At 68.9% G+C, this 21122-nt stretch carries 23 protein-coding genes and 1 tRNA gene; 9 read left to right on the top strand and 15 right to left on the bottom strand.

The window, feature by feature from the left end; translation table 11 throughout:
• Positions 1-306 precede the first annotated feature (306 nt).
• Positions 307-687, top strand: a complete 381-nt coding sequence (locus AC27L4_RS16565; RefSeq protein WP_487143332.1) for a hypothetical protein — start codon at positions 307-309, stop codon at positions 685-687.
• On the opposite strand, the gene AC27L4_RS16560 is transcribed toward AC27L4_RS16565, so the two are convergent.
• The 3 genes from AC27L4_RS16560 to AC27L4_RS16550 all read right to left on the bottom strand — a co-directional run bounded on the left by AC27L4_RS16560 (position 675) and on the right by AC27L4_RS16550 (position 2124).
• Positions 675-884 (bottom strand): cold-shock protein, encoded by a 210-nt coding sequence (locus AC27L4_RS16560; RefSeq protein WP_487143331.1) that lies wholly within the window; start codon positions 882-884, stop codon positions 675-677. The two genes, AC27L4_RS16565 and AC27L4_RS16560, sit on opposite strands and share 13 nt — an antisense overlap.
• A gap of 380 nt (positions 885-1264) precedes the next feature.
• A tRNA-Arg gene (locus tag AC27L4_RS16555) sits at positions 1265-1341 on the bottom strand.
• 75 nt (positions 1342-1416) lie between these two features.
• Positions 1417-2124: a DUF2461 domain-containing protein gene (locus AC27L4_RS16550; protein WP_487143330.1), complete on the bottom strand. Its 708-nt coding sequence runs from the start codon at positions 2122-2124 to the stop codon at positions 1417-1419.
• 208 nt (positions 2125-2332) lie between these two features.
• Between AC27L4_RS16550 and AC27L4_RS16545 the strand changes: the two genes are divergently transcribed.
• From AC27L4_RS16545 to AC27L4_RS16510, 8 genes are all read left to right on the top strand, one after another.
• On the top strand, positions 2333-2644 hold the full coding sequence (locus AC27L4_RS16545; RefSeq protein ID WP_487143329.1) for an urease subunit gamma: 312 nt from the start codon (positions 2333-2335) through the stop codon (positions 2642-2644).
• Positions 2645-2703: 59 nt separating this feature from the next.
• A complete protein-coding gene (locus AC27L4_RS16540) occupies positions 2704-3213 on the top strand; it encodes an urease subunit beta (protein WP_487143328.1) in 510 nt (169 codons plus the stop codon).
• 31 nt (positions 3214-3244) lie between these two features.
• Complete coding sequence (gene ureC / locus AC27L4_RS16535; protein WP_487143327.1) at positions 3245-4957, top strand: urease subunit alpha; 1713 nt, start codon at positions 3245-3247, stop codon at positions 4955-4957.
• A gap of 5 nt (positions 4958-4962) precedes the next feature.
• Positions 4963-5526 carry an urease accessory protein UreE gene (locus AC27L4_RS16530; RefSeq protein ID WP_487143326.1) on the top strand — a complete coding sequence of 188 codons (564 nt, stop codon included), beginning with the start codon at positions 4963-4965 and terminating at the stop codon, positions 5524-5526.
• Positions 5480-6247, top strand: coding sequence for an urease accessory protein UreF (locus tag AC27L4_RS16525; RefSeq protein ID WP_487143325.1), 768 nt, complete (start codon positions 5480-5482; stop codon positions 6245-6247). Before AC27L4_RS16530 ends, AC27L4_RS16525 begins: the two co-directional genes overlap by 47 nt.
• Before the next feature lie 20 nt (positions 6248-6267).
• Entirely contained in the window at positions 6268-6882 is a 615-nt protein-coding gene (gene ureG, locus AC27L4_RS16520; RefSeq protein WP_487143324.1) for an urease accessory protein UreG, read from the top strand.
• A 17-nt stretch (positions 6883-6899) separates the two neighbouring features.
• Positions 6900-7802 (top strand): urease accessory protein UreD, encoded by a 903-nt coding sequence (locus tag AC27L4_RS16515; RefSeq protein ID WP_487143323.1) that lies wholly within the window; start codon positions 6900-6902, stop codon positions 7800-7802.
• Between the two features lie 321 nt (positions 7803-8123).
• Positions 8124-8879, top strand: a complete 756-nt coding sequence (locus AC27L4_RS16510) for an autoinducer binding domain-containing protein (protein ID WP_487143322.1) — start codon at positions 8124-8126, stop codon at positions 8877-8879.
• A 247-nt stretch (positions 8880-9126) separates the two neighbouring features.
• On the opposite strand, the gene AC27L4_RS16505 is transcribed toward AC27L4_RS16510, so the two are convergent.
• The 12 genes from AC27L4_RS16505 to AC27L4_RS16450 all read right to left on the bottom strand — a co-directional run bounded on the left by AC27L4_RS16505 (position 9127) and on the right by AC27L4_RS16450 (position 21069).
• Positions 9127-9825, bottom strand: coding sequence for an ABC transporter ATP-binding protein (locus AC27L4_RS16505; RefSeq protein WP_487143321.1), 699 nt, complete (start codon positions 9823-9825; stop codon positions 9127-9129).
• A 12-nt stretch (positions 9826-9837) separates the two neighbouring features.
• Positions 9838-10581, bottom strand: a complete 744-nt coding sequence (locus AC27L4_RS16500) for an ATP-binding cassette domain-containing protein (RefSeq protein WP_487143320.1) — start codon at positions 10579-10581, stop codon at positions 9838-9840.
• Positions 10578-11726, bottom strand: coding sequence for a branched-chain amino acid ABC transporter permease (locus AC27L4_RS16495; RefSeq protein WP_487143319.1), 1149 nt, complete (start codon positions 11724-11726; stop codon positions 10578-10580). The genes AC27L4_RS16500 and AC27L4_RS16495 overlap by 4 nt, the downstream gene beginning before the upstream one ends.
• A gap of 3 nt (positions 11727-11729) precedes the next feature.
• A complete protein-coding gene (locus AC27L4_RS16490; protein WP_487143318.1) occupies positions 11730-12620 on the bottom strand; it encodes an ABC transporter permease subunit in 891 nt (296 codons plus the stop codon).
• Positions 12621-12695: 75 nt separating this feature from the next.
• Positions 12696-13979, bottom strand: coding sequence for an ABC transporter substrate-binding protein (locus AC27L4_RS16485; RefSeq protein WP_487143317.1), 1284 nt, complete (start codon positions 13977-13979; stop codon positions 12696-12698).
• 258 nt (positions 13980-14237) lie between these two features.
• The gene (locus tag AC27L4_RS16480) at positions 14238-14444 is read right to left on the bottom strand and encodes a hypothetical protein (RefSeq protein ID WP_487143316.1); all 207 of its coding nucleotides are present in this window, start codon (positions 14442-14444) and stop codon (positions 14238-14240) included.
• An 81-nt stretch (positions 14445-14525) separates the two neighbouring features.
• Positions 14526-16547 carry an ASKHA domain-containing protein gene (locus tag AC27L4_RS16475; RefSeq protein ID WP_487143315.1) on the bottom strand — a complete coding sequence of 674 codons (2022 nt, stop codon included), beginning with the start codon at positions 16545-16547 and terminating at the stop codon, positions 14526-14528.
• Positions 16548-16596: 49 nt separating this feature from the next.
• Positions 16597-17505 (bottom strand): methyltetrahydrofolate cobalamin methyltransferase, encoded by a 909-nt coding sequence (locus tag AC27L4_RS16470; protein ID WP_487143314.1) that lies wholly within the window; start codon positions 17503-17505, stop codon positions 16597-16599.
• Between the two features lie 451 nt (positions 17506-17956).
• Positions 17957-18880 carry a prephenate/arogenate dehydrogenase family protein gene (locus AC27L4_RS16465; RefSeq protein ID WP_487143313.1) on the bottom strand — a complete coding sequence of 308 codons (924 nt, stop codon included), beginning with the start codon at positions 18878-18880 and terminating at the stop codon, positions 17957-17959.
• A complete protein-coding gene (locus AC27L4_RS16460; protein WP_487143312.1) occupies positions 18877-19980 on the bottom strand; it encodes a pyridoxal phosphate-dependent aminotransferase in 1104 nt (367 codons plus the stop codon). The genes AC27L4_RS16465 and AC27L4_RS16460 overlap by 4 nt, the downstream gene beginning before the upstream one ends.
• A gap of 10 nt (positions 19981-19990) precedes the next feature.
• On the bottom strand, positions 19991-20782 hold the full coding sequence (locus tag AC27L4_RS16455; protein ID WP_487143311.1) for a chorismate mutase: 792 nt from the start codon (positions 20780-20782) through the stop codon (positions 19991-19993).
• A gap of 113 nt (positions 20783-20895) precedes the next feature.
• Positions 20896-21069: a DUF1328 domain-containing protein gene (locus AC27L4_RS16450; protein ID WP_487143310.1), complete on the bottom strand. Its 174-nt coding sequence runs from the start codon at positions 21067-21069 to the stop codon at positions 20896-20898.
• Positions 21070-21122: the final 53 nt, after the last annotated feature.

Raw genomic sequence — 21122 nt, 5'->3', positions numbered from 1 at the left:
TGTGCAAAAAGACCCGGCGTCGACCGGGCCCATTCCCAGTCCTCCACCGAGATGGGCGCCGCACCGAGGCCGCCCTCGCCGTTGCGGCCGCGCTTGGCCTCGAAGCGGGAGAGGCGGAACGAACCGGTCGCCCTCACCCGGCCGCGTCGGCGCACGCCGGCCGGCGGAGAGGTCGGCGACCTGGTCGGAGGCGACGCGCTCCCCTCACGGGCGGTCGCCCTGGGCGGCAAGCCGCCGCTTGGCGGCACCGGCCACGATGCCGCCGGAATCCCGGCGAACCGCAGGTCGAGGCCGGGGACAGCATTCGTGTCGCGCGACGGCCACGGCAGGGTCTACCGCTTCGAGCGCGTCTTCTTCGGGAGCCTCACCGGCTTCTTCGGCGGCGCCGCAGGTTCTATGCCCGCATCGCGTTCCAACCTGGCGGCGCGCAACCGCTCGGTCTTCAACGCCCTGGCCGCCGCTTCGCTCTCGACTATCTCGCGCACGTATTTCGTCGTCGTGTCGGTTTTCGTCTCGTTGCGCGAGGGCACGGGCTTGAAGAGGCTCGGTTCCATCCTGCGTTTCACGGGTACTTCTCCTCGGAATAAAAAAGGCCGGGCATGCCCGGCCTTTCCTAGATGCCTCGATGGTCAGTGCCAGTACATCCGTGGTCAAAGACCAGAGGCTCTAACCCGTTACTCCGCCTGAAGATTCTCGGCCGTGTCCTTCCCGTTCCGGCTGTCTTTCACGACATCGAAGCTTACCTTCTGGCCTTCCCGGAGAGTATGCATTCCAGAGCGCTCAATAGCAGAGATATGGACGAACACGTCGGGCAGTCCCTCGCCGCGCTCGATAAAGCCGAAGCCCTTTGTGTTGTTGAAGAACTTGACAGTTCCGGTCGTCATGGCGATTTCCTTTCAAATCGACATAAATCAACGCCGTCTGACTGCATGTCAAACGCCGCATTTCTCGAAATTGAAAAGGAAGATCGTCAGGGCGCCGCAGCGCGGAAACAACATTCGTCAGCAAGCTCGATCGGCGATATATAGCGTCGAAATGTGTTCGCAACAAGGCTTCTGTTTGGCTGCCGGGCGTCGCCCCGCTCCCTCAGGGGCGTGCTCGGCCGCCCCGGGCCTTGCCCCATGCCGAGTTCTGTCCCCGGGACGCCGAACGGACGCGACTCGCACGGACCCGGCATGACGGCGGCCGCGCGCCGCGAAAGAGCCAAACGGCTGGCGAGCCTTGCCGTCGAACCATCGTATAAATGATTGAAATATCTGGTTTTTGGCGTCCCGGAAGGGATTCGAACCCCTGACCTACGGTTTAGGAAACCGTTGCTCTATCCTGCTGAGCTACCGGGACGCGGCGCCGCGCGCAGGGGCGACGAAAACCCGGTTGGAGCCGCCGCGTCAAGAGATTTCGGCCGATCGGGGCGTTTCAGCCGCGCGCGGGCTCCAGCCGGGCCAGCGCGTCCCAGCCGAAATCGAGCAGCGGCAGAGTCTCGTCGATGAAGCGGGCGCAGTCCTCCACGAGGGCGGGCACGCCGATGGCCTCGGCGGCGATCGGCCGGGTGACGATGTGGGACTTGAGCTTGAGGGCCGCGACCAGGGCGGGATCGGCGATGCCGGCGGCCTCGCGCGGCGGCCGGGTGAGGCTCCAGCGCGGGTCCAGCGCGTGGCCGGCGGCGGCCAGGACCTCGACCAGGGCGGCGAAGCGCCGCGGCGCCGCGACGATCGCCTGGCGCATGGCGGCGAGGCGCGGCGGATCGAGGTCGTAGAAGCCGGTGGCGCAGAAACAGCCCTCGGGCGCGATGTGGACGTAGAAGCAGCCGGGATCCGTCTTGGCGCCGGTGCGGGTCAGAACCGCGCCGGCATGGGTCTTGTAGGGGCGCTTGTCCTTGGAGAAGCGCACGTCGCGGTGGATGCGGAAGATCGAGCCCTTCGGGCTGCCCTGCAGCGGCACGCCGCGGCCGGCGCAGGCCTCGGCCAGCGCGGCGACGAAGGCGGCCAGCGGCCGGAGCACGTCGGCGTCGTAGATCGCCCGGTTCTCGGCGAACCAGTCGCGGTCCTGGTGGAACTCCAGGGCGCGGAAGAAGGGCAGCGCCTTCGGCCCGAAGCCCCGGAAGGCAGGTATCTGGCTCGGCATGGCGGGGAGCCTAGCCGAGACGGCCGGCGAAAGCGAGCGGACGGCGGCGCCTGTCCAGCCCCTGTTCCGGCGGGTCATCCTACCCGGACAGGTAGGTACACAGACCCGCGCCGGCCGCGCTTTAATCCCCGCCGCAAGCTTGGGATCGCGCCACGCCGACCGGGCCGGGGCAGCACCCGTCGCAGAGCGCCGAGAGGGATAGCCGACCATGCATCTCACCACCCGCGAAGAGGAACGCATCCAGATCTGGGCCGCAGCGGAAATGGCGCGGCGCCGGCTCGACAAGGGGATCCGGCTGAACTACCCGGAGACCGTGGCGCTGATCTCCGACGAGATCCTGGAGCGGGCGCGTGAAGGCGCCATCCCGATGCTCACCGACATGATGGAATACGGCGCCACCATCCTCAAGCGCGAGCACGTCATGGACGGCGTCGCCGACATGCTGACCATCCTGCAGGTGGAAGCGCTGTTCCCGGACGGGACCAAGCTCGTCACCGTCATGAATCCGATCCGCGACTGACCTTGGCTGCCCCGCACAGCCACCCTGCCCCTTCGCAACCGTCGTTCCGGAGCCGTGCCATGGCCGCCAAATGGTCCAGACCGCCCCTGCCCAAATCCGTCGTCGCCGCCGAAGCCTTCGACGTGGGCGAACCCGCCAAGTGCGGCATGATCGACTTCGCCGAAGGCGAGATCGAGATCAACGCCGGCCGGCCCACCGTCGAACTGGTGATGGTCAACACCGGCGACCGGCCGATCCAGATCGGCGCCCACTACCACATCGCCGAGTGCAACCGGGCCATGGCCTTCGACCGCGCCGCGGCTTTCGGCATGCACCTCGACATCCCCAGCGGCACGGCCGTGCGCTTCGAGCCGGGCCAGAGCCGCAAGGTCCAGCTCACCAGCTATGCCGGCCGCCAGGTCGCCTACGGCATGAACAACATCACCAACGGCACCGTGCGCTCCGAGATCATCAAGCAGCAGGCGATGCAGCGGCTGAAGGCCGCCGGCTTCTGCTTCGAGGGCGAGCGCTTCGCCGTCAACACGCCGCCGGACGCGCGCTACGGCGCCGCCAAGAAGACCAAGGCCTGAAGCCGCCAACGCAGCACCGGGAGATCCGACCATGAGCATGAAGCTGTCGCGGCCCGAATATGCCGTCCAATACGGCCCGACCACAGGCGACAAGATCCACCTCGCCGACACCGGCCTGGTGGCCGAGATCGAGCACGACTTCACCACCTATGGCGACGAACTGGTGTTCGGCGGCGGCAAGACCATCCGCGACGGCATGGGCCAGGCCTCCAAATGGAAGGCCAGCGACGGCGCGCTCGACCTCGTCGTCACCAATGCGGTGATCATCGATCCCGTGCTCGGCGTGATCAAGGCGGACATCGGCATCAAGGACGGGCTGATCGTCGGCATCGGCAAGTCCGGCAACCCCGACACGATGAACGTCACGCCCGGGCTGATCGTCTCGCCCAACACCGACATCCTGTCGGTGGAAGGCATGATCGTCACGCCCGGCTTCGTCGACATCCACCCGCATTTCGACTCGGTGCAGCAGCTCTACGAGTACCAGGGCGCCGGCTTCACCACGGTGATCGGCGGCGGCTCCGGCCCCAAGACCGTCGGCATCGAATGCCCCGGCGTGTTCAACCTGCACCGCATGCTCGAGGCGATGGCGGACATCCCGCTCAACTTCGGCAATTTCGGCAAGGGCAACGCCGCCACCAAGGGCGCGCTGGCCGAGCAGGTGATCCTCGGCGGGGCGACGGGCCTGAAGATCCACGAGGACTGGTCGTCGTCGCCGGCCGCGATCGAGACCTGCATGGATCTCGCCGACGAGCTCGACTTCCAGGTGCAGGTCCATGCCGACACGCTGAACGAGACCGGCTACTACGAGGACACGCTCGCCGCCATCAACGGCCGCGTCATGCACATCTACCACGCCGAGGGCGCCGGCGGCGGCAACGCGCCCGACATCATGCGCTGCGTGATGGAGCCGAACTGCCTGCCGAGCTCGACCAACCCGACCAACCCGTTCTCGATCAACACGTACGACGAAGAAATCGACATGTTGATCACCTGCCACAACCTCAACAAGCAGGTGCCGACCGACATGGCCTTCATCCAGGGCCGGGCCCGGGCGGAGACGATGCGGGCCGAGGACGTGCTGCACGACCTCGGCGCCATCAGCATGATCGGCTCGGACAGCCAGGGCGTCGGCCGCGCCGCCGAGAGCGCCCAGCGCGCCTTCCAGCTCGCCGCCGTCAACAAGGTGCGCTTCGGCCGCCTCCCGGGCGACGGCTCCGGCAACGACAATTTCCGCATCCGCCGCTACCTCGCCAAGGTCACCCTCAACCCGGCGATCACCTTCGGCGTCGACAGCTATGTCGGCTCGATCGCGCCCGGCAAGCTCGCGGACCTCGTGCTGTGGCGGCCGAAGTTCTTCATCGCCAAGCCCGAGACCACGGTGAAGGGCGGCTTCATCTCGCATGCGGTGATGGGCGACCCGGCCGGCTCGCTGATGACCTGCCAGCCGCTGAAGTACCGCCCGCAATACGGCTCGCTCGGCGCCAACCCGTCCCGGACCAGCTACTCCTTCGTCACCCAGGCGGCGATCGACGCCGGCCTCGCCGGGCGGCTGCGCACCCACCAGACCCTGATGCCGGTGAAGCGCACCCGCACGATCTCCAAGCGCGACATGGTCCTCAACGACGCCATGCCGAACATCGAGATCGATCCGGAGACCTACAACGTCTACATCGACGGCGAACGCATCACCGTGAAGCCGGCCAAGACGCTGCCGCTGACCCAGCTCTTCTACTTCCGGTGAACGCCATGGGCATCATCACCGCGATCGTCGGGCGCCTGTCGGAGATGGGCTGGACCGCCGGGATCGACCCGCTCGAGCTGACGGCGGAGGAGCGGGCCAGCGCCCACTTCGCCGCCGAGACCGCCTCGGGACGCCAGATCCGCATCTCGCTGCCGCGCGGCACCGAGCTGCAGGACGGCGACGTGCTCGCCGTCGACAGCAAGACCGCCGTGGTCGTCAGGGCGGCGGAGGAGGACCTGCTCCTCGTCCGCCCGGGCACGGACGCCATCATCTGGTGGGCGGCCTGCTACCAGCTCGGCAACTTCCACCGCCCGGCCCGCTTCCGCGAGGACGGCATCCTGACGCCGGCCGATCCGATGGTGATCCAGATGCTCAACAGCCTCGGCCAGCCCTTCGAGCGGCTCAAGGCGCCCTTCGTCGGGCGGCGCTTCGGCGCCGCCGGCGCTCACCACCATCACGACGGCGATCATCACCACGGCGATCACCATCACCATGGCGATCACCACCACGCGGAAGCTCATGATGCGGCGCACCAGCACGGCCACCACCCGCGTCGTCACGGTCACTGAGGAGCCGGTGGCGCCGGTGCCGCACAACAGCAATGGCGGCGACCGCCTCCTCGCCCTGCTGCAGGTGACGAACGCGGCGTTCCCGACCGGCGCCTTCACCCATTCCTACGGCTTCGAGACCTGGATCGACGCCGGCGACGTGCCAGACGCGGCCGAGGCCGAGGCCCGCTGCCGCGACTGGCTGCGCTTCAACCTCGCCACCTGCGACGCGGCGGCCGTGGCGCTGGCCTATCGCAGCGCCCTCCGGGACGGCATGGCCGGCATCGCCGAGATCGACCGACGGGTCGGGGCGATCAAGCTCAGCCGCGAAGGGCGCGGCGCCTCGACCCTGACCGGCGCCGCCCTGACCGCCGCGGCGCGCGACATCTTCGCCCCGCCGCAGATCGTCGCGTTCGCCGGCATGGTGGCGAGCGGCGCCTGCGCCGGCCACCATGCCGTCGCCTATGGCGTGCTCGGCGTCGGCCTGGGCTTCACCGAGCAGGAGACGGTGACGAGCTTCCTGTGGAGCGGCCTCTCCAGCCTGGTCGGCGTGGTGCAGCGCCTGGTGCCGCTCGGCCAGGCCGAGGCCCAGCGCATCATCGCCGGGGCGGGGCCGCTGATCGAGCGCTGCTCGGACATCGCCCGCACCCGCGAGCTCGACCGCCTCTCCTCATCCTTCGCCGCCCTCGACGTCGCCTCGATGCGGCACGAGCGCCTCTACACGCGACTGTGCATTTCCTGAGCCCCATCCGGAGGACGTCCATGCGCAAACCAGTCCGCCTCGGCATCGCCGGCCCGGTCGGCTCGGGCAAGACCACCACGCTGATCCAGCTCTGCCGGGAGATGGGACGGCGCTATTCGATCGCTGTGATCACCAACGACATCTTCACTCAGGAGGATGCCGAGATCGTCACCCGCAGCGGCGTCATCGACCCCGCCCGCATCATCGGCGTCGAGACCGGCGGCTGCCCGCACACCGCCATCCGCGAGGACGTGTCGATGAACATGGCCGCCGTCGGCGCCCTCACCCGCCGCTTCCCGGATCTCGACCTGATCTTCATCGAGAGCGGCGGCGACAACCTCGCCGCCACCTTCAGCCCCGAGCTCGCCGACAGCCATATCTACGTCATCGACGTCGGCGAGGGCGAGAAGATCCCGCGCAAGGGCGGGCCGGGCATCACCCGCTCGCCCATGCTGCTGATCAACAAGATGGATATCGCCGCGTATGTCGGCGCGGACCTCGCCGTGATGGACCGCGACGCCCGGCGCATGCGCGGCACCAAGCCCTACGTCTTCACCAACATGAAGACCGGGGCGGGCCTGGAAGCCGTCATCACCTGGATCGAGCACAGCGTGCTCATGGCCGACGCGGCCTGAACCCCGAGGTTGCGCCCATGCAGGTCGTCCACCCCGACAGCAGCTGGATCATCGGCAAGCATGCCCTGATGAACCTGCACGTGGTCCGCCGCAACGGCAGGACCGAGATCGATCCCAAGAGCTGGCGCATCCCCTACCAGTGGCAGGGTTGCCACTACCAGGACAATGACGACCAGCCCTTCCTGCTCACCATCAACAGCGGCGGCGGCTTCGTCGAGGGCGATGCCGCCGAGCTGCATGCGGTCATGGAGCCGGACACGCGGGCGCTGATCACCACCACGGCCGCCAGCAAGTTCTACAAGTGCCCGCAGGGCGCGACCTCGCGCGAGACCATCAGCCTCACGGTCGGGCCGCGCGCGCTGCTGGAATATCATCCGGACGAGGCCATCGTCTTCGCCGATGCCCGGGTCGAGCGGCGGACGCGCATCGACCTCGACCCGACCGCCCGCCTCTTCGCCACCGACATGATCGCCGCCGGCCGCATTCACTACGGACCGGGGGAGGCGTTCCTGTTCAAGGCCCTGCGCTCGGATTTCGAGGTGCGCATCGGCGAGCGCACCGTGGCGCTCGACCGCCTGATCGCCGAGGACGCCGAGGAGATCGCGGCGCTGCGCCGGCTGTGGGGCGGCGCCTCGCATCTGGCGACCGTCGTCGCCGCCGCCCCGGACCTGCCGGCCGGCATCGAGCGGACGCTGGAGGAGGTCATCGCCGGCGAGGGCATCGTCGCCGGCGGCGCCAGCCGCGTCGAGGCCGACGCGGACCGGGGCGAGGGCGAGGCGAAGGACCGCATCGCCGGGGTCGTCGTCTGCCGCATCCTCGCCACCGAGGCCTGGGCCTGCCACGAGGCGATCCACCGCTGCTGGACCGTGCTGCGGCCCGCTATCGCCGGCAAGCCCGCCCGGCCGATCCGCAAATGCTGACCGCCGTCGCGGTCCGCCCGTTCCCGGCCTGCCGCGACCGGTCCCGGCGCGACGGCCTGAAATAGAATCCGTCAGCAGTGTCTCTCGCGGAGATGAGTCTTCCGCGAGCGACGCTGCCGTTGGCATTTCGGTTGCATGGGGAGAATGGAGTCGTCGGTGGAGGCTTTCAGAGCATTCGTCCGATTATTTTTCGGGCATATGAGGGCTAGGGTTGAGGCAGATGGGATTTTGACTTGATGAATTCTTAAGTCGGTCTATAAATTCCACCTCCATCCAGCTTGCCTGAACAGCAATCTCCATCAAAAAAGGGGAGTCTGTGTCATGCTACAGATCAAGACCGGCCGCCTCCCCGACGACGTCAAGGAGCGGATCGAGGTCGCGACGGACTTCAGCAACGCCCTCGACATCCTCATGGAGTTGACGGGCGACCTCGGCTTCACCCAGGTGCTCTACGCCTATCTGCCGGTGCGACCGCAGCTTCCGAACGGCGAATGGCTGCCGCTCAAGCTCAACGTCCGCAATTTCCCCGACGGCTGGGAAGAGGGCTGGAACCGGTTCATGACGGTCGATCCCTACTACCGCGCCTGTTTCGACGGCACGCTGCCCATCGACTGGACCGATGTGCAGAAGAGCGAGCAGCTCAACACCGCGCAGCGCTCGGCCTGCACCTATCTCGGCGACTTCGGCCTGTCGCGCGGCACCACCGTGCCGGTGCACCTGCCCTTCGGCCGCTTCGCGGTGATGAGCGCCATCGTCGACCGCTCCTGCACGCAGTGGCCCGACATCCGCGACGCCACGCGCGAGCCGCTGTTCCGCCTGATGCATATCTTCACCAAGGTCATCCGCGACCGGCATTTCGAAGACCAGATCGAGATCGTGCGCAACGCCAGCCTGACCCCGCGCGAGCTGGAATGCCTGCGCTGGGCCTCCGCGGGCAAGACCTCCGGCGACATCTCGATCATTCTCGACCGCTCGCTGGAGACCGTGCGGCTGCACATCAAGAACGCCATCACCAAGCTCGGCGCCACCAACCGCGCCCAGGCCGTGGCCAAGGCCGTGCATCTCGGCCTGATCTGAGGGCCGAAGCGGCCCGCGGACCTCGAAGGGACAGTCCCGATCCCATAGGCGCCGGAGCAAAGTGCGTTTCCACCAAAACGCGCTTTGCTCCGGCGCCTTGTTTCGACGCGTCTTTGCGGCTTGACGCGATTCCGCCAAATCGCAAAACGCTGCAGGACAGGCCGCTCGCGGGAAAGGCGACGCCCCTCCCGGCCGTCATGGCCGCCCGGGGCGCGGCGCGCGACCGCCCCCCGCGCGGGCCCGAAAGTCAGATCGCCAGGTAGCGCTGGGCGATCTCGGGATCGGCAAGGTCGCCCGGCGCGATCCGCGCCACGATCGCGCCCTTGTCCATCACCAGGCAGTAGTCGGCCACCGACTGGATCAGCGTCAGGTTCTGCTCGACCAGCACGATGGTCAACTTCTCCTCGTCGCGCAGCCGGCGGATGATCAAGCCGATCTCCTGGACGATGTTGGGCTGGATGCCCTCGGACGGCTCGTCGAGCAGGATGATGCCGGGCCGGCCGGCGAGGATGCGGCCGATGGCGAGCTGCTGCTGCTCGCCGCCGCTCATCGAGCCGGCGAGCTGGGGCAGGCGCTTCTCCAGGATCGGGAAGAAGGAGAAGGCGCGGGCGAGATCGGGCCGGCCGACCCGGCCGACGCCAGCGCCGAGCGCCAGGTTGGCCGCCACCGTCATGCGGGTGAAGATGCCGCGGCCCTGCGGCACGTAGCCGATGCCGAGCCGCGCCCGCCCGGCGGCGTTGAGCCGGGTGATGTCGGTGCCCTGGAAGCCGATCGACCCGGAAATCGCCGGCAAGGCGCCCATGATGGTCTTGATCAGCGTGGTCTTGCCGACGCCGTTGCGGCCGATGACCGCGACGATCTCGGCCGGCTTCACCGCCAGGGACACGTCGTTGACGATGCGGACCCGGCCATAGCCGGAGGTGAGCGATGAGATGGTGAGCTGCACGGCCGGCCTCTCCTACAGCGTGCCGAGATAGATGCGCCGCACGTCCTGGTTCGCGGCGATCTCGTCGAAGCTGCCCTGGGCGAACAGCCGGCCGTAATGCAGCACGCTGGTGCGGGCATCGAGGTCGCGGATGAAGCCCATGTCGTGCTCGATCACCACGATCGTCACCTTCTGGGCGTTGAGCGCCCGGATGATGGCGGCGGTCTTGTCGGTCTCCTCCACCGACATGCCCGCCGTCGGCTCGTCGAGCAGCAGGATCTCGGGGTCGGAGGCCATCGACATGGCGATGGCCAGCCATTGCTGCTGGCCGTGCGAGAGCTCGCGCACCAGCCGCTGCTCGCTGCCGGGCAGGCCGATCTGGGCCAGGAGAGCCGCCGCGCGCTCCGGGATCGCGCGGGCGCCGTGGTGGCGCCTGAGCGGGATGAACAGGTTCTGGTAGACGGTGAGGTCGGCGAAGACACGGATGTTCTGGAACTTCACCGACAGGCCGAGGCGGGCCCGGCGGAAGGCCGGCAGACGCGTGACGTCGCGGCCGCGATAGAGGATCGCGCCCGAGGTCGGCCGGTCGGTGCCCATCAGCATCTTGAAGAAGGTGCTCTTGCCCGCCCCGTTCGGGCCGAGCACGCAATGGATCTCGCCCTCGGCGACCGACAGCGACAGCCCGTTGAGGGCACGCACGCCGCCGAACACCTTGTGCACGTCCCTGACTTCCAGGATGGAGCCGGCGGCGGCCGGCGCTGGCATCGAAACGCTCATCGCGGCCGCTCCGTCATCGAAAGGGCGAAGGGAGGCGCGCCGGCCGCGGGCTGGCGCCGCCGGCCGGTCTTGCCACCGAGGCGTCGGCCGATGGCCGAGCCGAGGCCGGTGAACACGCCCTCGGGCGCCGCCAGCATGGCGACGACCAGGATGCAGCCGAGCACCAGCAGGGAGATCTCGCCCCAGGCGGTGAGCTCGATCGCCACCCAGCTCAGCACCATGGTGCTGAGCACCACGGCAGTGAGATCCTTGCGGCCGCCGACCGCGACCCAGATCACCACGAGGATGTTGGCGGCGACGCTGAACCCGTCGGGATGGATATAGGTGCCCCAGGCGGTGTAGAGCGTGCCCGCCAGCCCGGCGATCGCCGCCGACAGGCAGAAGACGCCGAGCTGCACCAGGCGGACGTCGTAGCCGAAGGTCTCGGTGCGCTCGGGATCCTCGCGCACAGCGACGAGCACATAGCCGAAGCTCGAGTTCACCACCCAGCGCAGGCCGAGATAGACCGCGATGCCGATGCCGAGCACCAGCCAGTAGAAGGCGCGGCCGCGGCCGTCGAACTCGAAGGTGCTTTCGCCGAAGCCGAGGATGATGCTCGGCAGCGACGGGTCGGAGGCCGTCGCCGGGCTGAGGCCGTTCATGCCGCCGAGATAGGCGGCGCCGATGGTGTAGCTGGGATCGGCCGTCTGGCGCATGAACAGGCCGAGCAGCAGCGACGACACCAGCATCAGGATAGCGACGTAGACGCCCTTGAGCCGGCTGTAGAACATCAGCCCGCCGATCACGGCGGCGAAGACGGCCGGCGCCAGGATGCCGGCGAGGATGGCGAGGTCGGTGTTGCCGTGGCTCTCGATCAGGTTCATCGCCGCGATGCCGTAGGCATAGCCGCCGATGCAGTAGAAGGCCGCCTGGCCCAGGCTCAGGATGCCGCAATAGCCCCAGATCAGGCACAGGCTCAGCGCCAGGATCGCCGAGATCAGGAAGTTGCTGGCGGTGAGCACCTGGTAGCGCGAGCCGAAGAAGGGCAGCAGCACCAGGGCGGCCACCACCACCAGCCAGCAGCTCCAGAAGAAGCGGCTGTTGCCGAGGGTCTGCTGGCCGTTGAAGGCGGACAGCAGACGCAGGACCGGGTTCGACGTCGGCATCGGCTACCTCTGCATCGCGCGCGTGCGGCGCCGCTCGAGAAAATCGGAGATGCCGGAGGGCATGACCAGCAGGGCCAGGAAGGCGGCGGCCATTACCGAGACGTAGCCGACATATTCGTTGAACAGGTTGGAGGCGATCGTCTGCACCCCGGCGAGATAGGCTCCCGCATAGGCCAGGCCCAGGATCGGCGCGGAACCGCCGCCGACCACCACCGTGATGAAGGCCATGGGCGTGTAGTTCTGGCCGAAGAAGGGCGAGATCGTCGCGGTCATGGCGAACATGCCGCCGGCGATGCCGCCGAGCGCCGAGCCGAGGCCGAAGGTCAGGGTGTAGACGCGGCGGGTGTCGATGCCGAGGGCGCGGGCCATGGCCGGGCTCTCCATGGTCGCCTGGGCCTCCAGGCCCAGCCGGGTCCAGCGGAAGATCGCCCAGACGCCGACGATCAGCGCCACGGCGGTCAGGAACATCACGAGGCGGTAGACGCCGAAGGCGAAGGGTCCGACGCTGAAGCTGCCGAGCGGGGTCGGCATGTTCATGATCGATGGGCCGAGCAGGAGCAGCGTGCCCTGGCTGATGATCAGGCTGACGCCCCAGGTGACGACGAGCGAGGAGAGCAGCTGGTTGTAGAAGTGGCGGATGACCAGCTGCTCGATGACGATGCCGGCAAGGCCCGCGCCGAGACCGGCCAGCACGATCGCCAGCGGGACCGGCGCCCCGGCATGGAAGGCCGAGACCGCGACATAGGCGCCGATCATCATCAGCTCGCCATGCGCCATGTTGATGACGCCCATCATCCCGTAGATCAGGATGAGACCGACGCCGGACAGGAGCAGGAATCCGAAATTGTCGAAGTACTGGTAGGTGTAGCTGACGATCTGGCCGAGAGTGTCCATCGCGTCCTCCGGAATGCACGCCGCGGTTGCAGGAAGCGCGCCGCGGCGGGGGACGGACCCGCCGCGGCGCTCGCGTCACGGCGCGGCGAAGAACGCCTTCCACTTCGGATTGTCCGGCGGCAGGAACTGGCGGCCGGGCGCTTTCTTGGTCATGTCGATGCCGACGTCGGTGAGGAAGGTCGGCTCGGTGACGCCGAGCTCGGTGACGAGCTGCAGCTTGTGCTGGTCGTCGACCTTGAACAGGTAGGTCGGCATGGCGGCATGGTGCTGCGAGCCGCGCAGCGTCCAGGGCCCGCCCGGCGCGTCGGGCACGGAGACGTCACCCTCCAGCGCCTTGATCACCGCGTCGGTCTCGGTCGTCCCCGCCTTCTGCCAGGCCTGCGCCATGGCCTTGACGGCGACGTAGCCGAAGGCGGCATGCTCGTTCACATAGACGGCTTCCGGGAACATGGCGCGGATCTTGGCGGCGAAGGCCTTGCTCGCCTCGCCCGGCACGTCCTCGATATAGCCCGGCGGCACATACATGTTGGCGAGCGAGGGCGGCGCGAAGCGCTTGTGCTCGTAGCCGTCGGAGATGGTGACGTTCGACCACATCGGCGTGACGAGGCCGGCGGCCTGGGCCTGCGGATAGAACTGGGCGTGCTCGGCCCCGACCAGGCAGTGCACCTGGAAGTCAGGCTTGACGCGCTTGATCTTGTCGATGGTCGACTGCCACTGCGAGACACCGAAGGGGAAGTATTCCTCCATCTCGATCTTGCCGCCATAGAGGTTGGCGGCCACCCGCACCCATTGGCCGATGGCGCGGCAGAAATTGTAGTCCGCGCCGATGAAGATCATGCGCGGGCCCATCTCCTTGATCATGTATTTCAGGGCGGGCAGGACCTGCTGCTCCGGCGTCGGTCCGGAGAAGAACGAGTATTTGTCGGCGATGCCGCCCTCGCCCTGATTGTTGTGCCAGTAGATGACCTTGTTGCGCACCACCTCCTTGCGGGCGGCCTCGCGCTCGGCGCCGGTATAGCCGGCCATCACCGCATCGGCCTCGTCGTTGAAGATGCAGCGCTGGGCCAGCTCCTGGTAGCGCTTCACGTCCGACTGCCCGTCATAGGAGACGAGCTTGATCTTCTTCTTGGCGCCGTCGACCTCGATGCCGCCGGCGTCGTTGATCTCCTTCACCGCAAGGCGGTAGCCGTAGGTCTTGGGCGTCGACATGATCGAGAAGTCGCCCGACAGGTCGTCGACGGTGCACAGGACGATCTCGTCCTTGGCAAAAGCGTTCGAAACGGTGAAGCCGCCGATCAGGCCGGCGGCACAGGCGAGCACTTTCAGCATCGCCCCGATGTGAAAAGGCTTGGGTTTCATTGTTTTCCCTCTGGTCGCGGGCCGCCGGAGCGGGGACGAGGGGCGGTCCACAGCCGCAACCTTAAGTGTCCGGAGGGGCGTGCAAAGCTACCCGAACGGGGAGGAGGTGGGGCGGAGCCGATGGCGGGCCGGGCGAGACGCCGCGGTTTCGGCCCTGCCGCGACGCCCCTGCCTTCCCTCCCGCAAGAGGGAGGGGACCGGCTGGCATCACGCCCGAAGCATTTTTTGCCGCCTGCCCGGCCCCCGCACCGCCGCTTCTCAGTCTTCCTCGCGCAGGAGCGCGTCCAGGCGCCCGGGCGGCATGCGCTTGAGCCGCCGCTCGACATCCCGCGAATAGGGCCTGTCGTTCGGATCGAGACCGCCCGTGCGCCGCTTGCGCCCGGACTGCGCGATGAAGAGCCGCGCCTCCGCCGCCCGCAGCGCCCGCAGCGCCCGCTTCCGGTCGGCGTTGAGATGACGGCGCACCGGCTCGTCCGCCTTCGGCCTGGCATATCCTCCCAGGGGAAAGAGGCCTTGCCGCCGGACGCCCGTCAAGGGGACGGAGCGCTACTCCGCCGCCTGTCTGGCCCGGCGCCGCTCGCGCCCGCCCCGGCCCTCGCCGTCGGCGGCCGCGCCGCGCTTGAAGGTGAGGCCGAGGGCGGCCTCCAGGTGCGGGAACGGGTCGGTCTTGTGCGGGATGGCCATGGCGCCGACGAAATGCGCCTGGAAGGAGGGCTCGATCGCGGTCTCCACCTTCTCGATGCGGCGCACGACCTCCTCGATCTCCTGGCGGGCGGCGGCGTTGAGCAGGGCGATGCGCGCACCGGTGCCGGCGGCGTTGCCGGCCGAGCCGACCTTGGCGAGGTCGCAGTCGGGCACGAGCCCGAGCACCATGGCATGCTCGACGCCGATATGGCTGCCGAAGGCGCCGGCCAGGGTGATGCGGTCGACGGTGGCGACGCCGTAGCGGTCCATCAGGAGGCGCGCGCCGGCATAGAGCGCCGCCTTGGCCAGCTGGACCGCGCGCACGTCGTTCTGGATGATGGCGATGCGCGGCTCGCCCTCGCGGATGAGGTAGCGGAAGGTGCGACCGTCGCTCTCGATGCGCGGCGTGCGCGCCGCCATGGCGCCGTCGATGACGCCGTCGGGCGTGATCAGGCCGGCGAGCAGCATCTCGGCGATGACCTCGATGATGCCGGAGCCGCAGATGCCGGTGACCCCGGTGGCGGCGGTCGCCTCGGCGAAGCCCGGCTCGTCCGACCACAGCTCCGAGCCGATCACCTTGAAGCGCGGCTCCAGCGTCTGCCGGTCGATGCGCACGCGCTCGATCGCGCCCGGCGCGGCGCGCTGGCCCGAGGCGATCTGCCCCCCCTCGAAGGCCGGACCGGTCGGCGAGGAGCAGGCGAGCAGCTTCTGCCGGTTGCCGAGCACGATCTCGGCATTGGTGCCGACATCGACCAGCAGCGTCACCTCGTCGTTGAGGTAGGGGCCCTCCGACAGCACCACCCCGGCGGTGTCGGCGCCGACATGGCCGGCGATGCAGGGCAGCACATAGACATAAGCGTTCGGCGCGAAGGGCAGGCCGAACTCGCGGGCCGGCGCCTCCAGGCCGCCGTCGAGCGCGAGGGCGAAGGGGGCGCCGCCGAGCTCGGTCGGGTCGATGCCGAGGAAGAGGTGGTGCATGATCGGGTTGGCGACCACGGTCATGCCCAGGATGTCGGTGGTGGCGAGCCCGGCCTCGGCGGCCACGGTCGCCGCCAGCTCGCCCAGGGCCTCGCGCACGGCGGCGGTGAGCTCGGCCTCGCCGCCCGGGTTCATCATGACGTAGGAGACGCGGCTCATCACGTCTTCGCCGAAGCGGATCTGCGGGTTCATGACGCCGGCCGAGGCCACGACCTCGCCGGTCGTCAGGTCGCACAGGTGCGCGGCAATGGTGGTGGAGCCGATGTCGACGGCCAGGCCGTGCGCCGCCTCGCGCAGGCCCGGCCAGATCGCCACGATCTCGCGGCCCCTGCGCACGGCGACGGTGACGCTCCAGTTTCCGGCCCGCAGCGTCTTCTGCAGGACGCGCAGGATGGTGAGCGGGGCGGTGACGTCGGGCACGCCCCATTGCTGGGCCAGCGCTTCCTGCAGGCGGCGGAAATCGCTGGCAGGGTCGTGCATGTCGGGCTCGCGCACCTCGACATAATGCAGCTGCACGATCGGATCGATCTCGATGTCGCGCACAGCCGCGCTCTTGCGCACGACCTGGCGATGCACCTGGCTGTCGGCCGGCACGTCGATGACGGCATCGGCGCAGAGCTTGGCCTGGCAGCCGAGGCGGCGGCCTTCGGCCAGCGGGCCGCGCTTGGAGACGTAGCGCTCCTCGACCGGATTCCACGCCGTCACATGGTCCGGAGCGCTGACGATGCCGAGCTTGGGGAAGCTGCCCTCCCCCACCTCGACCTGGCAGCGCCCGCAGATGCCGCGGCCGCCGCAGATCGAATCGAGGTCGACGCCGAGCCGGCGCGCCGCCTCCAGCACGGAGGTGCCTTCGGGAAAGCGCCCGCGCTTGCCGGAGGGAGAGAAGAAGACAAGCGGATCGGTCATCGGCGGAACTCTTGAACCTCTCTCCCGGCCGGAGAGCCCTGGCCGGGGCCTATCCGCGGGCGCGGCGACGCTCGCCACGCTCGCGGCGCCCGCCGGCCGCCTCGCCCTCGGCCTGCGGCTCGCGGAACTTCTTGATCCAGCTCATGCAGTTGGGGTCATGCCCCATGACCACGTCGGCGCCGAGGATCGCCTGGATGTCCTCCAGGTGCAGCGGGTTCATGATCGCCGAGGTCATGCCGGCGCCGATCATCATCGGCAGGAAGGCGGAGTTGAGGCCGCGGCGGTTCGGCAGGCCGAAGGAGAAGTTCGAGGCGCCGCACGTGGTGTTGACCTTCAGCTCGCCCTGCAGGCGGCGCAGCAGGTGCATCAGCTGACGGCCGGCATCGTTGAGCGCCCCCACCGGCATGACCAGCGGGTCGACGACGATGTCCTCGTGCGGGATGCCGTAGTCGGCAGCTCGCTGGACGATCTTCCTGGCGACCTCGAAGCGCACGTTCGGGTCCTCGGAGATGCCGGTCTCGTCGTTGGAGATCGCCACCACGGCGCAATTGTACTTCTTGACCAGCGGCAGCACCCGCTCCAGGCGCTCCTCCTCGCCGGTGACCGAGTTCAGCAGCGGCTTGCCCTTGTAGACGGCGAGCCCGGCCTCGAGCGCCTCGACGATCGACGAATCGATCGACAGCGGCACCGGCACGGTGTCCTGCACCAGCTTGATGCAGTCGGCCAGGATCTTCGGCTCGTCCGCAAGCGGGATGCCGGCATTGACGTCGAGCATCTGGGCGCCGGCCTCGACCTGGGCGAGGGCGTCCGCCACCACGCGCGTATAGTCGCCCCGCGCCATCTCCTCGGCCAGGAGCTTGCGGCCGGTCGGGTTGATGCGCTCGCCGATCATGACGAACCGCCGATCGAAACCGAGCACGACCTTCTGCTTTTCCGACGTGATCACCGTTTCGGTCATGAGTGTCCCCGTGCCGCCATCCGTGGCGGAATGACCTACACGATAGGGTCGCGTCCTGAAAAGCAGCTAGCCTGCAAGCGACGGATTTTGGTGGCGATTGGGGCGCGGCCGGGCGCCCGGGAGGCCATTGGACGGGTTCGGCCCGGAGCGACGGGCAGAGCCGGCCGGACCTGCACGGATGGATGCTCTGCCCCGGAGCATGCCGCATCGGCGCGACGACAAGACCGAACCCGTGCCGCTCCGGCGGCTCGTTCGAGGCTGGCGAAGTCCGCCGGCCTGGGGCAATTGCCGAAGACGCACGAACGCTCGTCGGGGGCCGCGCCGCCATGCCTCGGCGCCGGGCGCTCGCGTCGCCGGCGCAGGCCTCCGGCGAGGTTCCGGTCGGGGCCGGTTGCGGCGATTCCTGCCCGGCAGCTGGACGAGCTTGAGCCGCGGACCTCCGAGCCGGTCCCTAATGCTTGTGGCCGCGACCGAAATCCGGCTCGGCGGTCTCCTGGCCCATGTCGATGATCGAGCGGCGCACGGCGCGGGTGCGGGTGAACAGGTCGAACAGCTTGTCGCCCTCGCCCCAGCGGATGGCACGCTGAAGATAGGCCAGATCCTCGGAGAAGCGGCCGAGGACCTCCAGCACCGCCTTGCGGTTGTTGAGGAAGACGTCGCGCCACATGGTCGGGTCGGAGGCGGCGATGCGGGTGAAGTCGCGGAAGCCGCCGGCCGAGAACTTGATCACCTCCGACTGCGTCACCGTCTCCAGGTCGTCGGCGGTGCCGACGATGTTGTAGGCGATGAGGTGCGGCAGGTGGCTGGTGATGGCGAGCACGAGGTCGTGGTGCTCGGGCGTCATCAGCTCGATGCGCGAGCCGAGCCCTTCCCAGAACCGGCGCAGCCGCGCCACCGCCGCCTCGTCGGCGCCGGCGGTCGGGGTGAAGATGCACCAGCGGTTCTGGAACAGCTCGGCAAAGCCGGCATCCGGTCCCGAATATTCCGTACCCGCCACCGGGTGGGCCGGAATGAAATGCACGCCGGCCGGCAGGTACGGCGCCATCTGCGTCACCACCGCGCCCTTGACCGAGCCGACGTCGCTGACGACGGCGCCCGGCTCGAGATGCGGCCCGATCGCCTCGGCCACGACGCCGAAGACGCCGGGAGGCACGCAGCAGATGACGCAGTCGGCCTCGGCGACCGCCTCGGCGGAGGTCTCGGCCACCACGTCGACGAGGCCGAGCTCGGCGACGCGCGCCCGCACGGCCGCGTTGGCGTCGGTCGCGACCAGGGTCCCCGCCAGACCGTATTGCCGGGCGCCGCGCAGGATCGAGGACCCGATCAGGCCGACACCGATGATCGCCAGGCGATCGAAGACGGGGGTTTCGCTCATGCGCCGGCCTTCATGAAGTCCGCCAGGGCGGCGGCGACGAGGCGGTTGGCCTCTTCCGGACCCACCGTGAGGCGCAGGGCCTGCGGCAGGCCGTAGCCGTCGATACGGCGCAGGATCAGGCCGCGCGCCGTCAGGAAGGCGTCGGCCTCGCGGGCGGTGCGGCCAGGGGTGTCGGGGAAATGGATCATGATGAAATTGCCGACGGAGGGCGTCACGGTCAGCCCGAGCCTGCCGATCTCCTCGGTCAGCCAGGCGAGCCACCGGTCGTTGTGGGCGACGGCGGCCTCGACATGGCCGGTGTCCTCGATCGCGGCGATGCCGGCCGCGAGCGCCGGGCCGCTGACATTGAACGGGCCGCGGATACGGTTCACCGCGTCGGCGACATGGGCCGGGGCGACCATCCAGCCGAGGCGCAGGTTGGCGAGCCCGTGGATCTTCGAGAAGGTGCGCGCCATCACCACGTTCTCGGACGTGGCGACGAGCTCGAGACCCGAGGCATAATCGTTGCGGCGGACATATTCGGCATAGGCCGCGTCCAGCACCAGGAGGATGTCCGGCCTCAGCCCGGCATGCAGGCGCTTGACCTCGTCGAAGGGCAGGTAGGTGCCGGTCGGGTTGTTCGGGTTGGCGAGGAAGACCACCTTGGTGCGCGCGGTCACCCGGGCGAGCAGGGCGTCGACGTCGGTGGTGTGGTCCCGCTCGGGCGCGACCACCGGCGTGGCGCCGGCGGCAAGGGTGGCGATCCGGTAGACCAGGAAGCCGTGCTCGCTGTAGAGCCCCTCGTCGCCGGGCGCCAGATAGGCATTGGCGATGAGCGTCAGCAGTTCGTCCGAACCGGCCCCGCAGACGATGCGGGCGGGGTCGAGGCCGTAGCGCGCGGCGATCGCCTCGCGCAGCGCCGTGGCCGAGCCGTCGGGATAGAGCTCCAGCGCCGCGCCGGCCTCGGCATAGGCCGCCTTCGCCCTGGGGCTGGGGCCGAGCGGCGACTCGTTGGAGGACAGCTTCCACACCCTGGCGACGCCGGCCACGCTCGCCTTGCCGGGCACATAGGCGGAAATGTCCATCACGCCGGGACGGGGAACGGGGCGAAGCGCGGTCATGACCAGGAACTCACACGGGGTGGGACACGGCGGCGGCGTGGGAGCCGACCGGACGAATGACGGTGGCGGCCGGCAGGGCGGCCGCGAGCGCGGCGGCGGACTGCCCGCCGGTCAGGGCGAGGAGCAGCGCCGCGCCGGCGCGGGCGACGACCTCGAAGCCCGCCGGCGCCGGGGCGGCCGCATCCGGCAGCACCACCGAGAACAGACTGACGTCGGTGACGGCCGCCGCCTCGTCGACCGGCTTCGACACGACATAGGTCGGCATGGCGGCGGGATGGTCGGCGCGCTCGACGAAGGGCAGGCGGGCGATGACCTTGGGTGCCCCGGCGTCCTCCAGCGCCCGCCACCAGGCTCCGGCCGCGACCACCGGCACGAGGCCGAGGTCGCCGCGCGAGGTCGCGACGGCATGGATCACGTCGGCGGCGTCGTCATGGGTCTGGTAGGGCACGACGAAGCCGAAATGGAAGCGCGCCACGTCGCGCATCGCCGCCCCGCCGAGCGAGACGTCGCCATGCACGGCATAGGGCGCCTGGACATGGGTGAACGTGGCGATGATGACGCGCCAGATCGATTCGACGATGTCGACGGGCAGGATGCCGGAATGGCGACCGACGATCTCGCGCATCATCGCCGCCTCGCGGCCGGGCCGGAAGGCGGAGCCGGTCTCCTGCGAGCGCTTCACCGCGATCAGCTGGCTGACGATCTCGCCGCGCTCCATCAGGAGCCCGTGCATCGCCGCGTCGATCCTGTCGATTTCGCGGCGCAGATCGGCGAGGGAGGGGATGGGTGCGGCTGAGGTCATGGGGCAGCTGTCGGATGCGGCTGCCTGTCATACGAGCGGGAAACGGCGAAGGCAAATGCCGCGGCCGCCAGCCGGCCGTCGCGCGCCGGCAGCCGCGGATGTGCCCGCGGCGGTCAGAACAGGGTCTGTCCCGCCATCAGGCCGAGGACCAGGAAGATCGCGAAGATGACCAAGAAGAGGAAGAACAGAATCTTGGCGATCTGCGCGGCGCCGGCGGAAATGCCGGAAAAGCCGAGCGCACCGGCAACGAGGGAAATGATAAAGAATATCAATGCCCATTTGAGCATGATGGACCTCCATTCCACCGCTGCCCGCGGTGTCGGAGATACAACTGCCCAGA

This window comes from Labrys sp. Lb11, assembly GCF_057554225.1.
The sequence above is the reverse complement of the archived record's forward strand: the minus strand, read 5'-3'. Positions and strand labels throughout refer to the sequence as shown.

Coding starts and splice junctions, on each gene's coding strand:
- AC27L4_RS16550 (WP_487143330.1), bottom strand. CDS start 2,124: ATGCCGAGCCAGATACCTGCCTTCCGGGGCTTCGGGCCGAAGGCGCTG.
- AC27L4_RS16500 (WP_487143320.1), bottom strand. CDS start 10,581: ATGAGCGTTTCGATGCCAGCGCCGGCCGCCGCCGGCTCCATCCTGGAA.
- AC27L4_RS16525 (WP_487143325.1), top strand. CDS start 5,480: ATGCGGCGCACCAGCACGGCCACCACCCGCGTCGTCACGGTCACTGAG.
- ureC (WP_487143327.1), top strand. CDS start 3,245: ATGAGCATGAAGCTGTCGCGGCCCGAATATGCCGTCCAATACGGCCCG.
- AC27L4_RS16490 (WP_487143318.1), bottom strand. CDS start 12,620: ATGGACACTCTCGGCCAGATCGTCAGCTACACCTACCAGTACTTCGAC.
- AC27L4_RS16560 (WP_487143331.1), bottom strand. CDS start 884: ATGACGACCGGAACTGTCAAGTTCTTCAACAACACAAAGGGCTTCGGC.
- AC27L4_RS16495 (WP_487143319.1), bottom strand. CDS start 11,726: ATGCCGACGTCGAACCCGGTCCTGCGTCTGCTGTCCGCCTTCAACGGC.
- AC27L4_RS16450 (WP_487143310.1), bottom strand. CDS start 21,069: ATGCTCAAATGGGCATTGATATTCTTTATCATTTCCCTCGTTGCCGGT.
- AC27L4_RS16540 (WP_487143328.1), top strand. CDS start 2,704: ATGGCCGCCAAATGGTCCAGACCGCCCCTGCCCAAATCCGTCGTCGCC.
- AC27L4_RS16545 (WP_487143329.1), top strand. CDS start 2,333: ATGCATCTCACCACCCGCGAAGAGGAACGCATCCAGATCTGGGCCGCA.
- AC27L4_RS16530 (WP_487143326.1), top strand. CDS start 4,963: ATGGGCATCATCACCGCGATCGTCGGGCGCCTGTCGGAGATGGGCTGG.
- AC27L4_RS16460 (WP_487143312.1), bottom strand. CDS start 19,980: ATGACCGCGCTTCGCCCCGTTCCCCGTCCCGGCGTGATGGACATTTCC.
- AC27L4_RS16455 (WP_487143311.1), bottom strand. CDS start 20,782: ATGACCTCAGCCGCACCCATCCCCTCCCTCGCCGATCTGCGCCGCGAA.
- AC27L4_RS16515 (WP_487143323.1), top strand. CDS start 6,900: ATGCAGGTCGTCCACCCCGACAGCAGCTGGATCATCGGCAAGCATGCC.
- AC27L4_RS16475 (WP_487143315.1), bottom strand. CDS start 16,547: ATGACCGATCCGCTTGTCTTCTTCTCTCCCTCCGGCAAGCGCGGGCGC.
- AC27L4_RS16465 (WP_487143313.1), bottom strand. CDS start 18,880: ATGAGCGAAACCCCCGTCTTCGATCGCCTGGCGATCATCGGTGTCGGC.
- AC27L4_RS16485 (WP_487143317.1), bottom strand. CDS start 13,979: ATGAAACCCAAGCCTTTTCACATCGGGGCGATGCTGAAAGTGCTCGCC.
- AC27L4_RS16470 (WP_487143314.1), bottom strand. CDS start 17,505: ATGACCGAAACGGTGATCACGTCGGAAAAGCAGAAGGTCGTGCTCGGT.
- AC27L4_RS16510 (WP_487143322.1), top strand. CDS start 8,124: ATGCTACAGATCAAGACCGGCCGCCTCCCCGACGACGTCAAGGAGCGG.
- ureG (WP_487143324.1), top strand. CDS start 6,268: ATGCGCAAACCAGTCCGCCTCGGCATCGCCGGCCCGGTCGGCTCGGGC.